Here is a 21,484-nt window from a genome sequence, read left to right as displayed (position 1 = left end):
CGCGACCTGTGAGGCGATGGGCCCGGTCCGAACGTTCAATTTTCTTGTCATGACTCTCAAAATCTGCATAGCCCAACTGAACTACTGCGTGGGCGACATGCCGGGCAATGCGCAAAAAATCATCGATGCGGCCCGCACCGCCTATGACAGCGGTGCACGGCTGGTGCTGACGCCTGAACTGGCGATTTGCGGCTATGCGGCCGAAGACCTCTTTCTGCGCCCCTCGTTCATCCAAGCCTGTGATGATGCCGTGAATCGGGTCGCCAGCGAGCTCGCCGGGTTAAAAGGCCTGACGGTGGTGGTGGGCACACCGATTCAAGGCGACAGCAGTCTGGCCCTGCGCACCCGCAGCGTGGCGGTGCAGCAGCGCCATAACGCTGCGCGGGTGCTGCGCGAAGGCCAGGTGGTGGACACCTATGCCAAGCGTGAGTTGCCCAACTACCAGGTGTTCGATGAGCGGCGCTATTTCACACCGGGGCAGGGGACGTGTGTGTTCACGGCGGGCGAGGGCGCCGACGCGGTTCGGGTGGGTTTGCTGATTTGCGAAGACGCCTGGTTTGAGGAACCCGCTAGGCTGGCCAAAGAGGCCGGTGCGCAATTGCTGGCGGTGATCAACGCCTCGCCCTTCCATGTGGGCAAGGGTGACGAGCGCGAGCAGACCATGCGTCATCGGGTCCACGCCACCGGTTTGCCGCTGCTCTATGCCCATCTGGTCGGTGGGCAGGACGAGATCGTGTTTGAAGGCCGGTCGTTTGCGCTGCAGGCCGATGGCCAGCTGGCCGGGCGTGCCGAGAGCTTTCAGGAAAGGCTGTTTTTCACCGATGCAGCCAGCCACCCGGGCAGTGTGCGGCTGGCTGCCGCGACAGCGCCTGAGCGTGAGACCGACGCCGATTTGTGGGATGCGCTGGTGCTGGGTGTGCGCGACTATCTGGGCAAGAACGGTTTTCCGGGTGCGATTCTGGGCCTGTCGGGTGGCATTGACTCCGCGCTGGTGTTGGCAATTGCGGTCGATGCGCTGGGGGCTGACAAGGTACGCGCCGTGATGATGCCTTCGCCGTACACGGCTGACATTTCCTGGATGGATGCGCGCGAGATGGCCGCTCGCATGCGGGTGCGCTACGACGAGATTTCCATCGTGCCGGAGTTCGAGGCTTTCAAGGCATCGCTGGCAACCGAATTCAAGGGGCTCAAGGAAGACACGACCGAAGAGAACATCCAGGCCCGTATCCGCGGGGTGTTGTTGATGGCCCTGTCCAATAAGTTCGGCTCCATCGTGCTGACCACTGGCAACAAGAGCGAAATGGCCACCGGCTATTGCACCTTGTACGGCGACATGGCCGGCGGCTTTGCGGTCATCAAGGACCTCGCCAAGACCACCGTGTTCCGGCTGGCGCGCTGGCGCAACGCCCATGACCCTTATGGCACGGGCAGCAACCCGATTCCCGAGCGCATCATCACCCGTCCGCCCAGCGCCGAACTTCGGCCGGACCAGACCGACCAAGACAGCCTGCCGCCCTACGAGGTGCTGGACGCCATCCTGGAGCGTTACATGGAAAACGACCAGGGCGTCGAGACTATCGTGGCGGCGGGCTTTGACCGCGCCATTGTTGAGCGCGTCACGCGCCTGATCCGCATCAACGAGTACAAGCGGCGGCAGGCACCGGTGGGCATCAGGGTCACCCACAGGAGCTTTGGCAAGGATTGGCGCTATCCTATAACCAGCAAATTCAAAGCCTAGTGCTGCGATTGACCCAGAACCACGACCAACGGAGACCACTCAGTGAAACAGATTACCGCCATCGTCAAACCATTCAAACTCGAGGAAGTGCGTGAGGCCCTGGCCGAGTGCGGCGTGACCGGGCTGACGGTGACCGAGGTCAAGGGCTTCGGCAGGCAAAAAGGCCACACCGAGCTGTACCGCGGTGCCGAGTATGTGGTCGACTTCCTGCCCAAGGTCAAGGTCGAGGTGGTGGTGAAGACGGAAGACGTGGACCGCTGCGTGGACGCCATCATCAAGGCCGCGCGTACTGGCAAGATCGGCGATGGCAAGATCTTCATCACCAGCGTGGAGCGTGTGGTCCGCATTCGCACCGGCGAAGAAGACGAAGCCGCCGTCTGACCGGTGCGACGAACAAGCCGGCCGGTGAGGGCGTGGCCGCACGCCGTTGTAATGCCCCGTCAGATCTGGTCGAGGCGCGATTTGAGGTGAGAAATCCCTGCGGCCTGCACCAGTGACTCCAGCAGCGGTACGGTGTCGCTGCCGGCCGTGACCAAGTCCATCAGCCAGGGGTTCATAAAGCCCGCACTGACCGAGTCGCCCAGAAACTTCAGCAGGCTGTCGTAGTAGCCGGTGCTGTTGAGCAGGCCCACTGGCTTGTCGTGGTAGCCGAGCTGGCGCCACGTCCACACTTCAAAGAACTCTTCCAGCGTGCCAATGCCGCCGGGCAGGGCCAGAAACGCGTCGGCGTGTTCCGCCATCAGGCGTTTGCGGTCATGCATGGTGGCCACCACGTGCAATTCGGTGCAGCCGGTGTGGGCCCATTCCTTCTCCACCAGCGCTGTGGGAATAACGCCCACCACGCGCCCACCAGCCGCCAGCGTGGCGTCAGCCAGGATGCCCATCAGGCCATTGCGGCCACCGCCGTAGACCAGCTGGCCGTTGTGCCCGCCGATCCAGGTGCCAACCTCGCGGGCCACCGCTGCATAGGCGGGTGAGTTGCCTTCGCGCGAGCCGCAGTACACGCACAGCGAAAACGCGGGTTTCGTCATGGCATCGCTCATGCCATCACCCGCTGCCACAGCGCCATGCCCCAGGTGATCATGCAAAGCAACAGGCTGAGCAGCACGGCCGCACTGCCCATGTCTTTCGCACGCTTGGAGAGGTCGTGCCATTCAGGGCCGATGCGGTCGATGGCGGTTTCGATGCCGGTGTTGAGCAGCTCCACCACCATCACCAGCACCACGGTGCCGGCCAGCAGGATGGTTTCCACCCAGCTGTTGCCGAGCCAGAAAGCCAGCGGAATGAGTGCGCAGGAGGCAATGGCTTCCTGCCGGAAAGCGGTTTCATGCCATCCGGCTTTCAGCCCCGCCAGCGAATAGCCGGTGGCGTGCCAGACCCGGTTGAGGCCTGTGCGGTGCTTCTGCGGGTTGACGATGGCGTCGGTTGCGGGCGCCTGCCGGGTGGTCGCCGCAACGTTTTCTGTGGCGGTGACCGGTGTGTTGACTGGCGCGGGGGAGGAGTTTTGAAGCGGGACGGGTTCTGACATGCCCGGATTGTCTCGCACCTTCGTGTCAGGTGGCGGTGCGCTGCTTGCCCCGTTTGGCGTGGGGGGATTCAGGCGGAGCTTCGTCCGCCGCCTTTCGGGGGTGACGGTGTTTTGGCGCGCTTGGAGCGCTCGGGGGCCACCCAGGTGATCAGCCGTGTGCCTGCCAGCGCGTCATGCCAGAACTGACCCTGGGGGTGAAAGCGCGCCAGGATGGCCCAGATGGCCACCCAACCGAGGGCCAGCACGCCGCCTTGCGCTGCTGGTAGTCCCATGCCCCAACTCACCCCCAAGGGGGGGAGAAACCACAACCAGCTGGCGACATAGCGCAACAGTGCGCGCCGTTGGGTGATCGCCTGACCCTTCCGGTCCACCACGCGGATATTCCATGTCTTCATGGCCAGCGTCTGGCCTTTGGCCCAGAACCAGACAAAGTAGATGCCGAACACCACAAACAGGAAGGCTTGCAGCAGATGGCGGTTGTCCAGCGCGTGGCGCGTCTGGCTCAAGGTGCTGAACAGGTAGCCGGCAAGAAAAACCACCCCGAACATCAGCATACCCTCATACATCCAGCAGGCCATGCGGCGCGTGAGCGATGGGGTCTCTGCCAGAGGCTGGGCAAGCGCAGGGCTGTTTGATTCGGAATTTGGCACGGTGCGAGTCTAACGGGTGGGGCCCGTCCGTTGCGGCGCCGCCCAAGAAGTCCCCAGTGGGCGCTAGGGCCGCTCAACGCAGGGAGCTGGGGTTGCTGTCCGGGTTCAGTGGCTGGGCGGGCAGGGGTCTGGTCGCGATGTCACTGGTGAGGGTGCTTGCGGGCGGTAAAACGCCTGATGGGGTACCTGAAGTCGCACTCGACAAACCGCCTGACGAAGCCCCGCCGCCCTGTTCGGCAGCCTTGCTGCCTGGCTTGGGCACCCGATGAGGGGGAACCGCTGCCAGTTTTTGTGGTGATACCGGTCTGACCGCGGTGGCTGCACCTGTGGGCTTGGGGCTGGCTTTGGCCGCCAGCTTCTGCTTTTCTTCAGGGCTGAGTGCCTGATAGGTCTGCCACTGGGCTTTTTTCTCTTCAGGCGTCAGTTGTTTCGAGAGTTCCCGCGTTTTTCCGTAATTCAACCGCGCCTGGGCCCGCTGCTGGGGGCTGAGCGACACCCAGCCGTTCATTCGAGCGTGCAGTGTGGCCTGCTCGGCGGGCGAGAGGGACGGGTAGTTGTTGGAAATCTGCAGCCACTTGCGCTTTTGCTGCTCGCTAATGGTGTTCCAGCTTCCCGCGAGTGGTTTCAGCGCCTGCTGCTGCATCGGGGTGAGCTCTTGCCACGTGGGGCGGGTCACGCTTTTGCTAGCGACGGGTGCTACCGGCTTCACCAGAGGTGCTGCGGAGCCCGGAACAGCAGGCACCGTTTGCGCCAGGCTGGAGCTGGCGAGCCACGGCGTCACTGCGAGGAACGCCACGGCCAGCACGCGTGGCCATGCCTTGTTGTCCTGCACCGGTTGGTGACACCCGCTCGTCATCGTCATTGGGCCGCGGGGGCCAGGCGCTCGGTTTTGAGGAACTGCACAAAGCCCGGGTCGGCGAAAGCGGCTGGCGGGAGGTCGTCAGTCAGCAGTGCCACATCCACCTCGGCCACTTCCTGGGCGCGGTTGTCGTTCTGGATGGCCTCAATGGCCAGCAAGCCAACCACCAGGGCGATCAGCGGGACCACGGAGCCCACACGGGCCCACCAGCTGACGCCATCATCGGCGCCCCATGTGAGTGAAGCCGCGTTGCCCGTGCCGGCAATACTGGACACCGTCTCGGTTCTGGCAATTTTGCGCTGGGCAAGCGCCTGGAACCGGGCTGCGCGCAGGCGCTCGGACACGTCATACGGGAGACTGGCCGCACCTGCCGACAGGTGCGCTGCGGTTTTCAGGCCAAAGCGGTCCTGCAGGACATCAACCTGTTTTTGCAATGAATGGGTCATAGTTTGATACCTTTGGCGCTCAGGGCCTTGCTGAGTGCGTGAACCGCCCGGGAACAATGCGTTTTGACACTGCCTTCCGAGCAGCCCATGGCTGACGCCGTTTCAGCGACATCCATTTCCTCCCAATAACGCATCAGAAACGCTTCCCGTTGACGACTGGGGAGCTCTTGCACCTGCAATTCGATTTCATGCAATATCTGAGCCCGTTCGGTCGCGTCTTGCGCACTCTCCGTTCCTTCGGAGTTCGTCAGGGCCTCCAAAGTTTCCAGAAGATCGAAATCCGCGTCGTCACCCGCAGATTCGAAGTCGCTCATGTTGGAAAACAGGGCATTGCGGGTCTTGCGGCGCCGAAACCAGTCGAGCGTGGTGTTCGAAAGGATCCGCTGGAACAGCATGGGCAGCTCGGCGGCCGGCTTGTCGCCATACGACTGCGCCAGCTTCATCATGCTGTCCTGGACAATGTCCAGCGCCGCTTCTTCGTCCCGCACGTGGTACACGCTGCGCTTGAAGGCGCGCTTTTCCACGTTTTTCAGGAAGTCGGAAAGTTCTTGTTCTGTGGCCAACGGTTTGAAATTCCGGTTTTCCGGCAATCGCTCATTGTCCGGGGGCAAGCGATACCCGCTCGGGGCGGTGCGTGCTGAAGCGTCTCTTGCGAAAAATTATCGCACCAAGGCCGTGAGCGCCCGCCACGCGTCTCCCGGTTTTGTACCGGAATTCCCACAGGGGCAGGGAAATGCGATAATGCGCCTTGCAATTCAAACGGCAAACGGGTCCTGACTCGGCAGTTTATGTTTCTGCCCATGGTTTTGGCCTCAAGTTTCGACGCCGCTTCACAAGAGTGGGCGAAGAAGCACCCAAGGTATTTCGTTAGAGAAATTCACAAAGGTTCATCATGGAAATCTCCAAGGCGGAAATCACTTCCGCAGCAGCAGCGTCTGCTCAGTCTGGCACCCAGGATCTCCGGGGCGCCGAAATTCTCGTCAAATCGCTTCAGGCCGAAGGCGTGAAGTACATCTGGGGCTATCCAGGTGGTGCAGTCCTGCACATTTACGACGCGTTTTACAAACAGGATTCCATTCAGCACATTCTGGTGCGCCATGAGCAGGCTGCCGTGCATGCGGCTGATGGCTACGCCCGTGCGACCGGCGACGTGGGCGTGGCGCTGGTCACCTCCGGGCCAGGTGTCACCAACGCGGTGACCGGCATTGCGACGGCGTACATGGACAGCATCCCCATGGTAATCATCACCGGGCAGGTTCCGACGCACGCGATTGGCCTCGACGCATTCCAGGAATGCGACACCGTCGGTATCACCCGGCCCATCGTCAAGCACAATTTTCTGGTCAAAGACGTGCGGCAGATGGCCGACACGCTGAAAAAGGCCTTCCACATTGCCCGCAGCGGCCGACCCGGCCCCGTGGTGGTGGATATTCCCAAGGACGTGTCTTTCAACAAGACCCCTTACGCCGGCCATCCGCAGAGCGTCGAAATGCGGTCTTACAACCCGGTTCGCAAGGGCCACGGCGGCCAGATCCGCAAGGCGCTGCAACTGCTGATGACGGCCAAGCGCCCCTACATCTACACCGGCGGCGGCGTGCTGCTGAGCAATGCGTCGCAGGAACTGCGAACCCTGGTGGACATGCTGGGTTACCCCTGTACCAACACCTTGATGGGTTTGGGCGCCTACCCGGCCACTGATCGCAAGTTCCTCGGCATGTTGGGCATGCACGGCACTATTGAAGCCAATAACGCGATGCAGAACTGCGACGTGCTGCTGGCCGTCGGTGCGCGCTTTGACGACCGGGTGATTGGCAACCCGAAACATTTTGCGCAGAACGAGCGCAAGATCATCCACATCGACATCGACCCCTCCAGCATCTCCAAGCGCGTAAAGGTAGACATCCCCATCGTTGGCGATGTCAAGGACGTGCTGACCGAACTGATTGCCATGATCAAGGAGTCGGGCCTGAAACCCGACGCCAATGCGCTGGGCGGCTGGTGGGAGACCATTGAAGGCTGGCGCAAGCGTGACTGCATGAAGTACAGCATGGGCAATGGCGACGTCATCAAGCCGCAGTACGTGGTCGAAACGCTCTGGAACATGACCAAGGACGCAGACACCTACATCACCTCCGATGTGGGTCAGCACCAGATGTGGGCTGCGCAGTACTACAAGTTCGACGAGCCACGTCGCTGGATCAACTCGGGTGGCCTCGGCACCATGGGCGTCGGCATCCCCTATGCGATGGGCATCAAGCTGGCCAAGCCCGATTCAGAGGTGTTCTGCATCACGGGCGAAGGTTCGGTGCAGATGTGCATCCAGGAGCTTTCGACCTGCCTGCAGTACAACACCCCGATCAAGGTGGTGTCGCTCAACAACCGTTACCTCGGCATGGTGCGGCAGTGGCAGGAGGTGGAATACGCCGGCCGCTACAGCAGCAGCTACATGGACGCACTGCCCAACTTCGTCAAGCTGGCCGAGGCCTACGGGCATGTCGGCATGCTGATTGAAAAACCACAGGATGTGGAGCCTGCGCTGCGCGAGGCTCGCAAGCTCAAGGACCGTACCGTGTTCATGGACTTCCGCACCGACCCGACGGAAAACGTGTTCCCGATGGTGCAGGCCGGCAAGGGCATCACCGAAATGCTGCTGGGCTCGGAAGATCTTTGATCTTCCGGCTGAATGCTCCTCCCCAACAACCTTTTATTTGACGAATCTATTGCCTGCCAAGCCTGCACATTACCGTGTGCAGGGGAGGGCAGCGAAAAGAGGAATCTTTCCATGAAACACATCATTGCCGTATTGCTCGAAAACGAACCGGGCGCGCTGTCGCGCGTCGTGGGCCTTTTCTCCGCCCGTGGGTACAACATTGAAAGTCTGACCGTGGCGCCCACGGAAGACCCCAGCCTCTCGCGCATGACCATCCAGACCACCGGTTCGGATGACGTCATCGAGCAGATCACCAAACACCTGAACCGCCTCATCGAAGTGGTCAAGGTCGTGGACCTGACCGAAGGCTCCTACACCGAGCGCGAGCTCATGATGGTGAAGGTGCGTGCGGTCGGCAAGGAGCGCGAGGAAATGAAGCGCATGGCGGATATCTTCCGCGGACGCATCATCGACGTGACCGAGAAGAGCTACACCATCGAGCTGACCGGCGACCAGTCCAAGAACGACGCATTTCTGGAGGCGATTGACCGCAGCGCGATCCTGGAGACGGTTCGCACCGGCTCCAGCGGCATCGGCCGCGGAGAGCGCATCCTGAGGGTTTGATTTTGTGAAACTTCCGTGCGCGCGTTTCGACAGGCTCAACGCGAACGGATTCAAGCAGTGGCGATGTATGCAGATCGTTCGCCCTGAGCCTGTCGATGGGCGTTTTCGCCAGAACCTATTTTGAAGGATTGAAAAATGAAAGTTTTCTACGACAAGGATTGCGACCTCAGCCTGATCAAGGGCAAGACTGTGGCCATCATTGGCTACGGCAGCCAGGGCCATGCCCACGCACAGAACCTGAACGACAGCGGCGTGAAAGTGGTCGTCGGCCTGCGCAAGGGCGGTGCGTCTTGGGACAAGGTCGGCAAGGCCGGCCTGACCGTGATGGAAGTCAACGACGCCGTCAAGGCCGCTGATGTGGTCATGATCCTGTTGCCCGATGAGCAGATCGCCGAGGTCTACAAGAACAATGTGGAGCCGAACATCAAGCAAGGTGCCTCGCTGGCCTTCGCTCATGGCTTCAACGTGCACTACAACCAGGTTGTGCCGCGTGCCGACCTGGATGTGTGGATGGTCGCTCCCAAGGCCCCCGGTCACACCGTGCGCAACACCTACACCCAGGGTGGCGGTGTGCCGCACCTGGTGGCCGTGCACCAGGACAAGTCAGGCAAGGCTCGTAACCTCGCGCTCAGCTACGCCATGGCCAACGGCGGTGGCAAGGCTGGCATCATTGAGACCAACTTCAAGGAAGAGACCGAGACCGACCTGTTCGGCGAGCAGGCCGTGTTGTGCGGCGGCGCGGTCGAGCTGATCAAGATGGGCTACGAGACGCTGGTGGAAGCCGGCTACGCCCCTGAGATGGCCTACTTCGAGTGCCTGCATGAGCTCAAGCTGATCGTGGACCTGATCTACGAAGGCGGTATTGCCAACATGAACTACTCGATCTCGAACAATGCCGAGTACGGCGAGTACGTGACGGGCCCTGAGGTCATCAACGAGCAGTCGCGTGTGGCCATGCGCAACGCACTCAAGCGCATCCAGAATGGCGAGTACGCCAAGATGTTTATCCTTGAAGGCCGCACCAACTACCCGAGCATGACCGCACGCCGCCGCAATACCGCCGATCACCAGATCGAGGTCGTGGGTGCCCAGCTGCGCGCCATGATGCCCTGGATCGCCAAGAACAAGCTGGTCGACCAGACCCGCAACTGATCCAACAGCGCCGGGCCGGTGCCGCCTGCGGGTGGCGTTGTCCTGCACAAAGCCGCGCAAAGTACCTGCGCGGCTTTTTTATTGAGCGGCGCAAGCTCTTCGAAGGGCGCGCCATTTCCTGATTTCTGATGTGGCGCCATCGTTGTTGTTATGCTTTCGGATTGCCAGGCGGATCTGGCCGGCATCTGCAGCGCTGGCCAACACATCCGGATCTGGTCATTTACATCAGTGCGTCCGCCGCTATTTATCGGTACGGGACGTGTCTTGGGAGTATTTTTATGCATGACGGCGAAAGTTCTGAATCGTCAGAGGACGGGGTGGTGGTGCGTAAGCGCCGCAAGGGCATTTATATCCTGCCCAACCTGTTCACGTTGGCCGCCCTGTTTGGTGGTTTTTACGCCATCGTGATGGCCATGAACGGGCGCTTCGAACAGGCCGCCATCGGCGTCTTTTGTGCCATGGTGCTCGACAGCCTCGACGGCCGTGTGGCCCGCATGACCAACACCCAGAGCGCGTTTGGCGAGCAGATGGACTCGCTCTCTGACATGGTGTCCTTCGGTGCAGCACCTGCATTGATTGCCTATGTATGGGCCTTGACCAGCCTTGGCCGCTGGGGCTGGATTGGCGCCTTTGTTTACTGCGCCTGCGCTGCACTGCGCCTGGCCCGCTTCAATGTGAACACCGCCGTGGTGGACAAACGCTTCTTCCAGGGTTTGCCGTCTCCGGCTGCTGCAGCGCTGGTGACTGGCTTCATCTGGCTGATGACGGAGCAGGGCATCAGTGGTCTGGAGGTGCGCTGGCTCACCTTTGCGCTCACGCTTTATGCGGGCCTGACCATGGTGACCAATGTGCCTTTCTACAGCTTCAAAGATGTGTCGATGAAGCGCAGTGTGCCGTTTGCGGCCATTGTGTTGATCGCACTGGGCATTGCAGTGATCAACATCGATCCGCCGACGGTGATGTTCTCGCTGTTCGTCTTGTACGGTTTTTCGGGCTATGTGGTTTACGGCTGGCGCAAGGCCAAGGGCTTGCAGACCAGCGTGATTTCCACCTCGACCGATGAGCCGGACGAGCGCGGTCTGCACAAATGAAATGTGATACATTCAAGCCATGAAGTCGATTTCGCTAGCACTACTGCCATCCCCCAACGGGCGGAGACGGTAGCGCACGCGTGCACCCCATTCAACGGCCCGTTTGCACCAGCAACGGGCCGTTTTTCTTTTGGGGTTGCTGGTTATCTGAGATCCTGAGGTTCCGAAATGCCGATGTTGACAACCCCCTCCAGCAAATACAAATCCTTCGCCCCGGTGCGTCTGGTTGACCGCACATGGCCAGACAAGGTCCTGACGCAGGCGCCCATCTGGTGCAGTGTCGATCTGCGAGACGGCAATCAGGCACTGATCGAGCCGATGGATATCTCGCGCAAGCTCAGGATGTTCGACACCCTGGTGAAAATCGGCTTCAAGGAAATCGAGATCGGTTTTCCATCTGCATCCCAGGTGGAATTCGACTTTGTCCGCAAGCTGATTGAGGGCCGACTCATTCCGGACGACGTCACCATCCAGGTGCTGACCCAGGCGCGGGAGCCGCTGATTCGCCGCACTTTCGAGGCGCTGCGCGGGGCCAATAAAGCGATTGTTCACCTCTACAACGCCACGGCACCAGTGATGCGCCGGGTGGTGCTGGGCATGGACGAAGACGCCATCGTGACCCTGGCAACCGACCACGCCCGGCTCTTTCAACAGCTGGCGAGTGCCCAGCCCGAGACGCAATGGACCTTCCAGTATTCACCCGAGATGTGGTCTGGCACCGAGCTGGCTTTTTCAAAGCGGGTGGTGGATGCCGTCACTGAAGTCTGGGCGCCAACTCCTGCGCGCAAATGCATCATCAACCTGCCTTCGACAGTGGAGCATTCCACGCCCAACATCTTTGCGGACATGATGGAGTGGATGCACCGCCACCTGGCGCGTCGTGATTCGATTGTGTTGTCAGTGCACCCCCACAACGATCGTGGTACCGGGACTGCGGCCGGTGAGCTGGCCTTGATGGCCGGTGCGGACCGCATTGAGGGATGTCTCTTTGGTAACGGCGAGCGGACTGGCAATGTCGATCTGGTCAATATCGCCCTGAATCTCTACACCCAGGGTGTTTCGCCCGGGCTGGACTTTTCCGAGATCGACGAGATCCGGAGGGTGGTGGAGCACTGCAACCAGCTGCCGGTGCACCCACGCCATCCGTATGCCGGTGACCTGGTGTACACGTCGTTCTCGGGTTCCCACCAGGACGCCATCAAGAAGGCTTTTGCCGCGCGCAGCGACGCTGACCCGTGGGACATGCCCTATTTGCCGATTGACCCGAAAGACCTGGGTCGCAGTTACGAGGCGGTGATACGCGTCAACAGCCAGTCGGGCAAGGGCGGCATTGCTTACCTGCTTGAGAGCGAGTTCGGCCTGGAACTGCCGCGCCGGCTGCAGATCGAGTTCAGCCAGTCGGTCCAGGCGGTGATGGATGCCAGCGGCAAGGAACTGACGGCGAAGGATATTTATTCCGTGTTCGAGAAGGCGTACGGAATCGCCGCAGTGGCTGTGTCTCGGCACGCCATGTCCGAGGAGGCGGATGCCACCGGGCAAAAAGTTTTCTCTGTCACTGCGGATGTGAGCGTCGGTGCGACAGCCTTCAGCGTCACCGGTCACGGCGGGGGTCCCATTGATGCCTTCATCGCTGGCCTCAATGCCGCCACGGGGCATTCTGTTCGCGTGCTGGATTACCACGAGCACGCGCTCGGATCCGGTGCCGATGCGCGGGCCGTGGCCTACCTGGAGCTGCGCATCAACGACCAGACGCTTTTTGGGGTGGGCATGGACAACAACATTGTGCTGGCCTCCTTCAAGGCCATCCTGTCGGGCATGCAGCGAAGCGGTGTACCAATCGACCGTCCAGCCCTTACCATGATGACCTGAAGCGTTTCTGCGTTTTTCTGCGATCCATTTCACGGCCTGCAGCCCTTAGACCGATAGCCCATTCCGTTCGGAGATTCCATGACCGACAAACTCATTATTTTTGACACCACCCTGCGCGACGGCGAGCAGTCGCCCGGTGCCTCCATGACCAAGGACGAGAAGCTGCGGATTGCACGCCAGCTGGAGCGACTTCGGGTGGATGTGATCGAGGCAGGCTTTGCCGCCAGTTCCAACGGTGACTTTGAATGCGTCAAGGCCATTGCAGAGGCCATCAAGGACTCCACGGTGTGCTCCTTGGCGCGCGCCAATGACCGCGACATCTCACGCGCGGCCGATGCCCTGAAGCCCGCCAATTCCGGTCGGCTGCATTTGTTCTTGGCGACCAGCGCCTTGCACATGGAAAAGAAGCTGCGCATGACGCCCGACCAGGTGTTCGAGCAGGCCAAACAGTCCGTGCGCTTTGCCCGCAACCTGATGGGCGACATCGAGTTCAGCCCGGAAGACGGTTACCGTTCCGACCCGGATTTCCTCTGCCGAGTGCTGGAAGCGGTGATCAGCGAGGGCGCCACCACCATCAATGTGCCAGACACCGTGGGTTACGCGGTTCCTGAGCTGTATGGCAATTTCATCAAGGATTTGCGCGAGCGCATTCCGAACAGCGACAAGGCCATTTGGTCCGTGCATTGCCACAACGACCTTGGCATGGCGGTAGCCAACTCGCTGGCGGGTGTCAAGATTGGCGGCGCGCGGCAGGTGGAGTGCACCATCAACGGCCTTGGGGAGCGTGCGGGCAACTGCTCGCTGGAAGAGGTGGTCATGGCGGTGAAGACCCGTAAGGACTACTTCGGCCTGACGCTGGGCATTGACACCCAGCACATCCTGGCGGCCAGTCGCATGGTCAGCCAGACGACCGGTTTTGTGGTGCAACCCAACAAGGCGGTTGTGGGGGCAAACGCTTTTGCGCATGCCTCCGGTATTCACCAGGACGGTGTGCTGAAGGCCCGGGACACCTACGAGATCATGCGCGCGGAAGACGTTGGCTGGAGCGCAAACAAGATTGTTCTGGGCAAGCTCAGCGGGCGTAACGCGTTCAAGCAGCGCCTGCAGGAACTCGGTGTGTCCATGGAGAGCGAGGCAGACGTCAACAACGCCTTCTCCAAGTTCAAGGACCTGGCCGACCGCAAGAGTGAAATCTTTGACGAGGACATTCTGGCGCTGGTGAGCGATGAAAGCGCGACGCACGACAACGAGCAGTTCGGGTTCGTGTCTCTGGCGCAGCACAGCGAAACTGGTGAGCGTCCGCAGGCCCGCGTGGTGTTCACCGTGGCCGGCAAGGAGGTCACGGCGCAGTCGGATGGCAATGGCCCGGTGGATGCGTCACTGAAGGCGATTGAGTCGCATGTCAAAAGCGGCGCTGAAATGGTGCTTTACTCGGTCAACGCCATCAGCGGCTCCACGGAGAGCCAGGGCGAAGTCACGGTGCGGCTGCAGAACAGCGGCCGTGTGGTCAACGGCGTGGGCTCTGACCCTGACATCGTGGTGGCGTCTGCCAAAGCCTATCTGAGCGCACTGAACAAGCTCCAAAGCAAGGCAGATCGGGTGGCAGCGCAGGGTTGACGGGTTTTGAATTAAAAATATTCATTTAATTCAAAGACTTACGAATCTTTTTGATAAAAACAGGTGGTTTGGACTGCAAAAATAGCGACAACTGAGCCAGTTTTTAGGAAAGTTGTGCAAGTTTTTGATATTGCATGACTTTTTCTATTTGTATACACTGTGACCGTTCGTTTGTTGCAATCCACCGCAGGTAGCCACCACCATGTCCCACCCGATTTTCAATCGCGCATTAAAAATCATTGGATCACTGGCCGTCGTGGCGGCGTTGGCGGCGCCTGCTGCCAACGCGCAGTCCAGCAAGCGGAACGTCGTCAAGAAACCGCACAGCGCCAAGGTGACGGGTGCGAAGAAGGCCGTCTCCACCCGGAAAAGCGTCCGCTTCGTGGCGGGAAGCCGCAAGGGTAAAAACAAGAGCGTCATCCGTGCGTCAGCGCCTCCGCGGCCCTCTTACGGGCAAATTGCAGGGCTGCACACCGCTCAGGATGCGCTGGATTTGAAGTCCAGCGTCGCACTGGTCATCGACCAGGACACCCGTGAAGTCCTTTTCAGCAAGAACGACCATGCAGTTTTGCCGATCGCATCGCTGACGAAGCTGATGACCGGCATCATCGTCAGCAGCGCGAAGCTGCCGATGGACGAGATGATCACCATCACCCAAGATGATGTGGACACCGAAAAAGGCAGCACCTCCCGTCTCCGGGTGGGCACGGTGCTGAGCCGTGGTGAACTGATGCACCTCTCCCTGATGTCCAGCGAGAACCGCGCTGCGCACGCCTTGGGTCGCACTTACCCGGGCGGTCTGGCGGCGTTCGTTACGCAGATGAATGCCCGTGCCAAGCTGCTTGGCATGAACGACACCCGTTACGTGGAGCCCACCGGGCTTTCCAGCCGCAACCAGTCCAGTGCGCAGGACCTTGCCACGCTGGTCAACGCGGCACATGCAGACCCGATGCTGCGTGAACTCAGTACCTCCCCAGGCTACCAGGTGGCTGTTGGCAACCGCACTTTGCAGTACAACAACACTAATCGACTGGTGAAGAATCCGGATTGGGACATCGGTCTTCAGAAGACAGGCTACATCTCTGAAGCGGGCCAGTGCCTTGTGATGCAAACGAAAATTGCAGGCCGCAAATTGATCATGGTGTTCCTCGACTCTGCAGGAAAACTGAGTCGCCTCGGGGATGCCGAGCGGGTGCGTCGCTGGGTTGAGTCCAACCCGACCGCAGAGCCCAAGGTCAACGTCAGCACGTCGGTCAAGCAGATCAACGGCTGATCCTCTGCCCAAGCGCGCCCTCAAGCACCGCGCAATTTGCCCGGTGCGTCAGAGAGAGGGCGGAATGTTGATGGTTGCAGGCGCTTGTCCGGCGCGTTGACGTTCAACGATCGCCATCCACGCGGCCTCCATCTCTCGGGTGGCCGACTGCCGCAGCACTGGCAGGACCAATCGATTCAACGTGGCCATTTCCCCTTTTAGCCTGTCTCGCAGTGAGTTGTCGCGCGCCAGCCTCACGGCAGCCTCGACGTAGGCTTCATGGCTGTCCACCACCTGTCCGTCGACGCCCAATGAATGGAGCAGGCCAGCACCGTGGCGTGCCACGGCATGTGCGCCAACGCAGCTGATGGACGGAATTCCAAGACTCAGCGCGTCGACAAGTACGGTTGACGAACTGACGCGCAGTGGGTCCAGGAAAATGTCGGCGTGACGCAATCGCTGGAGGTGGAGCGCGCGTGGGAGCAGCGGGAAAAATCGTAGTCGGTCAGGAGCGATGCCTCTGGCGTGTGCTTCGCGTTGCAGGTTGAGCATCACTGCTTTCTCGGGTGCAAGAAGCCACAGCACTGCACTGGGGACTGCCGCCAGAATACGCATCCACAAATTTAAGCTCTCCGCATCCACCGTCTCTGGCGCAGTCCATGCACAGAAGACAGGATCGCCTGACTCACGAGCCGGTGCGTCGTCATCAGCCATGACTTCATCGAGTCTGGCCTGAGGCCAGACATTCCAGCCTGCGCGCGGCAAACGGACCGCTGCAGGCCCTGAGTCCGCTGTATCCACCGGATCCGTTTCACGGCGTTCTGGCTCGGTAAAGATATCTGTGAGTCGGTAGTCGAAGAGGTGTTTGGTAGCGACGGCGTCCTTGGCGATCGTCAACTGCACAGGGGCAACCCGGTGGCTCGCCACCGCGGGACGCCACCAAGGGCTGCCGGTACACAGGTCTATCCAGACATCAAGGCGATCAAGCCGAATCCGGAGGGTCAGCTCTTCGTCGGTGAAGTGGGCGGCCTCGACGACTCGGTGATTTCCGAGTGCTGCGCTGAACACAGCTTGCGGCTCTGGCGTTTGGGCGTAGATGAAGAACGCAAACCGGTCGTGGTCGTGCAGAGCCAACTGAGCCGAAAGTGCTGAAACGAAATGCGCATCCCGCAAGCTGGGTACCAGCAGGCCTATCCGCAGGGGTGTTCCGGGCTTTGGTGGCTCCTTGGCTTCAAAGGCTGGCAGTGACTGGGTGGGCATGGCCCCGCTAACACGCAGTGCCTGGCTCAGGGCTGACATCCCCAGATCGGTCAGTCCGAGTGTGCGGCCATGCCGCAGCAGTCCCAGCAGGCTTGCCGGACCGAAGGTAATTTGCCCGGATTGAATCTGCTGACGGATGAGCGCCAGATTTCGCGCGTGATCGCGCCAGTCACACTGCGTCAGGCCGTCCAGTACCCATTGGCAATACAGATCCATCAGGCGGTCGGTCAGGTGTGTGCTTTCCTCTGAAGCGAGCTGCAGGCCGCCACCCGACCATTCAGTCAGAAAGCGGAAAAATCCTGCAGTACCGCCGGCCCCTATCGCCTGCAATCTGACACTGGCGGCTGCGAATTCGGCATTCAGGGTGAGGGTCCATGCAAGTCTCCATGCAATGGATTCATCCGACGGGAACCGCTGCGAAGCGGCCCTGGCCGAAACCAGGGCCTGATCGGGCTGCCGACTGCTGCAAAGCAGGTCGATCAATGCAGTCCATGGCCAGATGCTCCCTGGGGCGAGTTCAACGCACCGCCTCGCATCGCGTAGTGCGTCACTCCATCGCATCTCGCAACTGGCAATCTGCACCCTGAGTGCCAGCGATGGCAAGTGATCTGGCGCGAGTGCCAGTGCAAGGTCGGCATGCCGTAGTGATTCACCCCTGTTGCCGACGGCCATCCATGCCATCGCGAGATTGCGGCAACCCTCTGGTGAGCGCAGCAGTTGTGCTTCAACGCCATGAAGCATGCGCAGTGCTGCCTGTGGCCGTTGAAGATCAAACAATACGGCAGCGCAGGCTGAAGCCGCGTTATCGTTGTGTGGTTTGAGTCCATGCGCTGACTGGAAGGCCGAGAGTGCATCGACCAACCGGCCTTCTGCGTGGGCAGCCGCACCGGCGGTCATCAGCGTTTCAAAGGCGGGCGCAGCCTGCGGTGCTGTCAATGCCAGACTCCGGGCGTGGACATGAAGCAATTATGTGACAGACTTGGAGCGGTGGAGGTTGGGCGGCACATCTCTACGGAAAGACATGGTGATGACTTCAAGTGCACGATCTGCACCGGCTCCTTTGCATCTGGTGGGGCGATTTGAGGTGCCGTATTCCGGTGCCTGTCTGGAGCTGCTGGCGATGCGCGACCAGTTGGCAACGAGGCGACCGGTGGAGTGCTGGTCGGTGACGCCGCCTCATGCGCTTTATGCCCGGCAAGGGGTGAAGGCCATCAGGCCGTTTGCCAGCCAGTTCCCGCGCGGCGGCGTACTTTATTGGGGTGGGGCGCATGTTCCGCCGGACGTCTGGTTGAAGTACGCGCGGTTTGATCGGGTCATGCTGCACGTCAACCTGGCCAGTTATGCCCGACTTTTTGCACTTTTTGCGATTCTGCATGACACTACTTCGATTGAACCCGAGCTTGTGTTCGTTTCGGAGTCGCTTCGCTTGACGGCTGGACTGCAAGGGCAGGTGCTGTACAGCCCGATCAATACTGAGCCGCTGCTCAGCATCGCTGACACCCGATGGGACGGTGACGGGCGGCGATTGCCTGTGACGGTAGGGCGTGTGAGCCGCGACGTACTGGACAAACACCATCCGCAGGACCCGTGGATTTACCGGATGCTCGTTGCTGCGGGGCACTCGGTACGCATCATGGGCGGGACCTGTCTCGCATCGGAACTGGGTGACGTGGAGGGTGTTGAGCTGCTCCCAGAGGGGAGTCAACCAGTAGCTGACTTTTACAAGTCACTGGATATTTTTTTCTACCGCACGGGCTCAACTGTTGAAGCCTATGGCCGCGTCGTGGCCGAGGCCATGGCGACTGGCTTGCCGGTTGTGGCAGAAAACCGGGGCGGCTATGTCGAGGTGATTGACCCGGGTGTGACAGGCTGCCTCGTTCAATCTCAGGAGCAGGCGTGGGACACGCTCGAGGCACTGGCGACCGATGTTGCGCTGCGCCGCCGGATTGGGGTGGCGGCCTCGGCGGATATTCGCCGTTTTCATGGGGCTGAAGCCCTGTCGGCTTCGCTGGATCGTCTTGAGCTGTGACGTCAGCTCACTTCTGGAATGCCAGCGCCCCTGACACCACCCCTGAGCCGAAATCCTTGTTGTAGGTCAGACCGGCAAAGGAGGCATTGGTGCCGATGAGAAGACCTTTGATGGCTGCCCCCGAGAAGCCTGCAGAGCTGCTGCTGGCAGCATCAGTGAAATTGCCAAATGAAGTGTTGATGGATGTATTAACGTTGTAAGCGGTCGATCCGAAACTGATCGTAAAGGACGCACTGTTCAGCGTACCTGCCACACCGTTGAGGGTAGGTGCCGTGCTGCCTACGAGGGTGTAGGTCGCGCTTCCGGTCGCAGCCATCAGTGTGTTGATTTCTGTTTGTGCGGTGGGTCGTCCGGCGATGTAGTGCACGTTGTTCAGCAGCGTGGTGCCGAAGTAATCCTGCTGCCCGGCCGTCCACATGCCCCATCCGATGAAATTGGCGTCGGTGACGTTGCCGACTGACTTGAAGTTGCTCACTGGAAGAGCTGTCCCGCGCTCCGCGAGCTTTGTTGTGCCATCCTGCACGCTGACCAGTTTGTTATCACTGAAAACCGAGGTCGGCGTCGACGACGTGGTCAGGCTGTAGGCGCCGCCGGAGCTATTGGTGCTGACCGCAACAACTGCGATATTTGAGAAAGTGCGCGATATAGGAGCGGCTGTAGGTGATTGTGATGCAACGATGACTGCCTTGCCTGCGGAATCGGTGTTATTGCCAGTCACCACAGGTTCCTGCTCAGGTGGTGGCGTGGGAACCGGTGCCCGGGTGTTGGTACGCACGGGCGGATCGGTCTTGTTCAGCACCTGCACGGATTCCCCGGCAGTCAATCCCACGCAGTTGCCCGCATTGCAAACTTCGATGGCATCGAATTCCGCCGTCACAGTCAGTGAGCCATCCGGGTTGTAGCCGGCATTGAATCCCGACCCTCGAATGCCGATCGTTGCGGTCGTCGTCATCACCTTGTAGTTTTCACGGTTTCGCTTGCCGATCAGCCCGGTGATGGCCCGCATGCTGCCGCGCAGCAGGTCCACGAGGAATCGGTCCTGCCTGGGGTCTGCCTGATCGACATAGTTGGTGATCTTGAATTCCGTATTGGGCTGCAGTGACACCAGGCCACCGTCGGTGAACTTCACCTGGGCACGCCCGGTAGTACCCGTCACGATGGCCTGTCCGCTTTCGATGCCCCGGCCCTTGACGAGTGGATCGGACTGCCCATCCGACCGACGCAGCAGAACTTCGCCAGATGCAAACTGCGCGATCCCTGCACCCTGCGCGGCTGCGGCCGTCAGCGGGTAAGCCGCCGCCAGCGCCATGAACAACAGCGTGTTCTTGAAAGGAAATTCAGACTTCATGGCACAGACCTCGCATTTCATGCGTACACAGGGAGTGGGGTGCAGCTGTCGTGGTCATGGCGGCAGCGTGCGTTCAGAAGTCGCGACGGACCGCAACGCTCAGGCTGGTTTTGCGGAAGTCGGCGACCGGTATGTTGGATTTGACAGAAACCATCGACAGCTGAGGGGTCACTCGCCACAGCTTGGCGGGCGTCCAGCTCAGGCCCATGCTTAGATTGAGCTGCCGGTCCTCGCGGACGCGGCTGAACAGAGGATCGGTGCCGCCGTAGTCACGCTCTTCGTAGGCGGCATTGCCGAACAGTGCGAGGTCATTTGAAATTGCCTTCTGTGCGCCGAGCCGCACGCCAAAGAGATCATGGCCCAGGTGTGGAACGCTGCTGGCGCGTTGCTTTTCCTCGCCGGCGTACGCCCCGGTAAACAGGATGAGACCACTGCGGAAGGCATGTGCGTACGATGTACCCAGTACCGTGCGATCTGCATTGCGCACAGACTGACCGGGGTACTCGAGCTGACCCCATTGCACATAGGTGGTCCACTGCCGGTAGCCGTCCAGTCGATAGGTCCATTCCCCGACAATGCCTTGTTGGTCCCTCGCTCTGGCGCCATTGACGGTGTAGGTGCCTGCCTGCACGACACCAGAGAACTCGTGCTGGTCGTAGCGGTAGGTAGCGCCTGCATTCGCATCCAGTTGGCCGGTGTTGAACTCGTGGTACTTGCTGTTCAGCCTGGCGTTGCCGGAGACATTCCCGATGAGTGACCAGCGTGGATTCATTACCTGACGCCACGACACCCCGCCGCCCGTTGCAATGAAGGCGTCCTTGAGAGCGACTGAGTTGGCTGACAGCGTGATGATGACCCCCCCGAATGCAGGAACAGCCACATTCGCATTGCCCGGGCCGCTGTTGACGTTGGTGTCGTACCCGACGACGGCCTCGACATGGCTTTTGATTGATGAGCGTGCTGCCTCCTCACTGCGGTCAATGGCCTGCAGGAACTGGTCGATCGTTGCCGAGGCCTCAGGCGGTATGCCGGCTTGTTGGGTTTCCTTCAATACCCGTCGCGCCGCTTCTGTATCACCCGCCGAGAACAGAGCCCGACCCAGTTCTGCCCGTGCCCTGGCGTTGCCCGGTTGAACGGAGAGGGCGCGCTCCAGTGCAAACACGGCGCGGGTGAACTGCCCTGTCTCGTTGGCGGAGATGCCGAGGACGGTGTCGTAGTCTGCGTCGCCAGCGCGTGCCACTTCATGGGGCTCCAACAGGTCAAACGCCAGGCGCATCTGGCCCGCAGCGATAAGCTTTTGTGCCTCGCGCACGAGGTCGTCTACTTCCGCGTGCGCCGAAAGGGCCAGCAGACTGGACATCAGCAGGCCTC

The 21,484-nt window shown here is 60.6% G+C and carries 19 protein-coding genes; 10 read left to right on the top strand and 9 right to left on the bottom strand.

The window, feature by feature from the left end; translation table 11 throughout:
- Window positions 1–49 precede the first annotated feature (49 nt).
- The gene (locus tag AAG793_RS04685; protein WP_341904688.1) at window positions 50–1,738 is read left to right on the top strand and encodes an NAD+ synthase; all 1,689 of its coding nucleotides are present in this window, start codon (window positions 50–52) and stop codon (window positions 1,736–1,738) included.
- 42 nt (window positions 1,739–1,780) lie between these two features.
- The gene (locus AAG793_RS04680) at window positions 1,781–2,119 is read left to right on the top strand and encodes a P-II family nitrogen regulator (protein WP_341904686.1); all 339 of its coding nucleotides are present in this window, start codon (window positions 1,781–1,783) and stop codon (window positions 2,117–2,119) included.
- 59 nt (window positions 2,120–2,178) lie between these two features.
- Here the strand turns inward: AAG793_RS04680 and AAG793_RS04675 are convergent, their stop codons facing one another.
- From AAG793_RS04675 to AAG793_RS04650, 6 genes are all read right to left on the bottom strand, one after another.
- Window positions 2,179–2,769 (bottom strand): TIGR00730 family Rossman fold protein, encoded by a 591-nt coding sequence (locus AAG793_RS04675; RefSeq protein ID WP_341904683.1) that lies wholly within the window; start codon window positions 2,767–2,769, stop codon window positions 2,179–2,181.
- An 8-nt stretch (window positions 2,770–2,777) separates the two neighbouring features.
- Complete coding sequence (locus AAG793_RS04670; protein WP_341904680.1) at window positions 2,778–3,266, bottom strand: diacylglycerol kinase; 489 nt, start codon at window positions 3,264–3,266, stop codon at window positions 2,778–2,780.
- Window positions 3,267–3,334: 68 nt separating this feature from the next.
- Window positions 3,335–3,844: an RDD family protein gene (locus tag AAG793_RS04665; RefSeq protein ID WP_341905422.1), complete on the bottom strand. Its 510-nt coding sequence runs from the start codon at window positions 3,842–3,844 to the stop codon at window positions 3,335–3,337.
- A gap of 145 nt (window positions 3,845–3,989) precedes the next feature.
- Complete coding sequence (locus AAG793_RS04660) at window positions 3,990–4,778, bottom strand: DUF3106 domain-containing protein (RefSeq protein ID WP_341904678.1); 789 nt, start codon at window positions 4,776–4,778, stop codon at window positions 3,990–3,992.
- On the bottom strand, window positions 4,775–5,221 hold the full coding sequence (locus tag AAG793_RS04655) for a DUF3619 family protein (RefSeq protein ID WP_341904676.1): 447 nt from the start codon (window positions 5,219–5,221) through the stop codon (window positions 4,775–4,777). The genes AAG793_RS04660 and AAG793_RS04655 overlap by 4 nt, the downstream gene beginning before the upstream one ends.
- The gene (locus AAG793_RS04650; RefSeq protein ID WP_341904673.1) at window positions 5,218–5,784 is read right to left on the bottom strand and encodes an RNA polymerase sigma factor; all 567 of its coding nucleotides are present in this window, start codon (window positions 5,782–5,784) and stop codon (window positions 5,218–5,220) included. The genes AAG793_RS04655 and AAG793_RS04650 overlap by 4 nt, the downstream gene beginning before the upstream one ends.
- Before the next feature lie 329 nt (window positions 5,785–6,113).
- Here AAG793_RS04650 and AAG793_RS04645 point away from each other — a divergent pair, with 329 nt between their 5' ends.
- The 7 genes from AAG793_RS04645 (at window position 6,114) to pbpG (ending at window position 15,497) form a co-directional block, all read left to right on the top strand.
- On the top strand, window positions 6,114–7,892 hold the full coding sequence (locus tag AAG793_RS04645; RefSeq protein ID WP_341904670.1) for an acetolactate synthase 3 catalytic subunit: 1,779 nt from the start codon (window positions 6,114–6,116) through the stop codon (window positions 7,890–7,892).
- Window positions 7,893–8,003: 111 nt separating this feature from the next.
- Window positions 8,004–8,495, top strand: a complete 492-nt coding sequence (gene ilvN / locus AAG793_RS04640) for an acetolactate synthase small subunit (RefSeq protein WP_011483239.1) — start codon at window positions 8,004–8,006, stop codon at window positions 8,493–8,495.
- 135 nt (window positions 8,496–8,630) lie between these two features.
- The gene (ilvC, locus tag AAG793_RS04635) at window positions 8,631–9,647 is read left to right on the top strand and encodes a ketol-acid reductoisomerase (protein WP_341904668.1); all 1,017 of its coding nucleotides are present in this window, start codon (window positions 8,631–8,633) and stop codon (window positions 9,645–9,647) included.
- Window positions 9,648–9,925: 278 nt separating this feature from the next.
- The gene (gene pssA / locus AAG793_RS04630; protein WP_341904666.1) at window positions 9,926–10,738 is read left to right on the top strand and encodes a CDP-diacylglycerol--serine O-phosphatidyltransferase; all 813 of its coding nucleotides are present in this window, start codon (window positions 9,926–9,928) and stop codon (window positions 10,736–10,738) included.
- A 174-nt stretch (window positions 10,739–10,912) separates the two neighbouring features.
- On the top strand, window positions 10,913–12,607 hold the full coding sequence (leuA, locus tag AAG793_RS04625; protein WP_341905419.1) for a 2-isopropylmalate synthase: 1,695 nt from the start codon (window positions 10,913–10,915) through the stop codon (window positions 12,605–12,607).
- 78 nt (window positions 12,608–12,685) lie between these two features.
- Window positions 12,686–14,224 (top strand): 2-isopropylmalate synthase, encoded by a 1,539-nt coding sequence (locus AAG793_RS04620; RefSeq protein WP_341904663.1) that lies wholly within the window; start codon window positions 12,686–12,688, stop codon window positions 14,222–14,224.
- 202 nt (window positions 14,225–14,426) lie between these two features.
- Window positions 14,427–15,497, top strand: coding sequence for a D-alanyl-D-alanine endopeptidase (gene pbpG / locus AAG793_RS04615; RefSeq protein WP_341904660.1), 1,071 nt, complete (start codon window positions 14,427–14,429; stop codon window positions 15,495–15,497).
- A gap of 48 nt (window positions 15,498–15,545) precedes the next feature.
- On the opposite strand, the gene AAG793_RS04610 is transcribed toward pbpG, so the two are convergent.
- Window positions 15,546–17,672 (bottom strand): tetratricopeptide repeat protein, encoded by a 2,127-nt coding sequence (locus tag AAG793_RS04610; RefSeq protein ID WP_341904658.1) that lies wholly within the window; start codon window positions 17,670–17,672, stop codon window positions 15,546–15,548.
- Window positions 17,673–17,757: 85 nt separating this feature from the next.
- On the opposite strand from AAG793_RS04610, the gene AAG793_RS04605 reads away from it, so the two are divergent.
- Window positions 17,758–18,765 carry a glycosyltransferase family 4 protein gene (locus tag AAG793_RS04605; RefSeq protein ID WP_341904655.1) on the top strand — a complete coding sequence of 336 codons (1,008 nt, stop codon included), beginning with the start codon at window positions 17,758–17,760 and terminating at the stop codon, window positions 18,763–18,765.
- Between the two features lie 7 nt (window positions 18,766–18,772).
- On the opposite strand, the gene AAG793_RS04600 is transcribed toward AAG793_RS04605, so the two are convergent.
- Together AAG793_RS04600 and AAG793_RS04595 are read right to left on the bottom strand one after the other, a co-directional pair.
- Window positions 18,773–20,113, bottom strand: coding sequence for a FecR family protein (locus AAG793_RS04600; protein WP_341904652.1), 1,341 nt, complete (start codon window positions 20,111–20,113; stop codon window positions 18,773–18,775).
- A 73-nt stretch (window positions 20,114–20,186) separates the two neighbouring features.
- Window positions 20,187–21,473: a surface lipoprotein assembly modifier gene (locus tag AAG793_RS04595; protein WP_341904649.1), complete on the bottom strand. Its 1,287-nt coding sequence runs from the start codon at window positions 21,471–21,473 to the stop codon at window positions 20,187–20,189.
- Window positions 21,474–21,484 lie beyond the last annotated feature (11 nt).

Source organism: Polaromonas sp. YR568 (assembly GCF_943372955.1).
In the GTDB taxonomy this organism is placed as follows: Bacteria; Pseudomonadota; Gammaproteobacteria; order Burkholderiales; family Burkholderiaceae_C; genus Polaromonas.
Note: the sequence above shows the minus strand (reverse complement) of the source record. Positions and strands in the feature narration are given on the sequence as shown.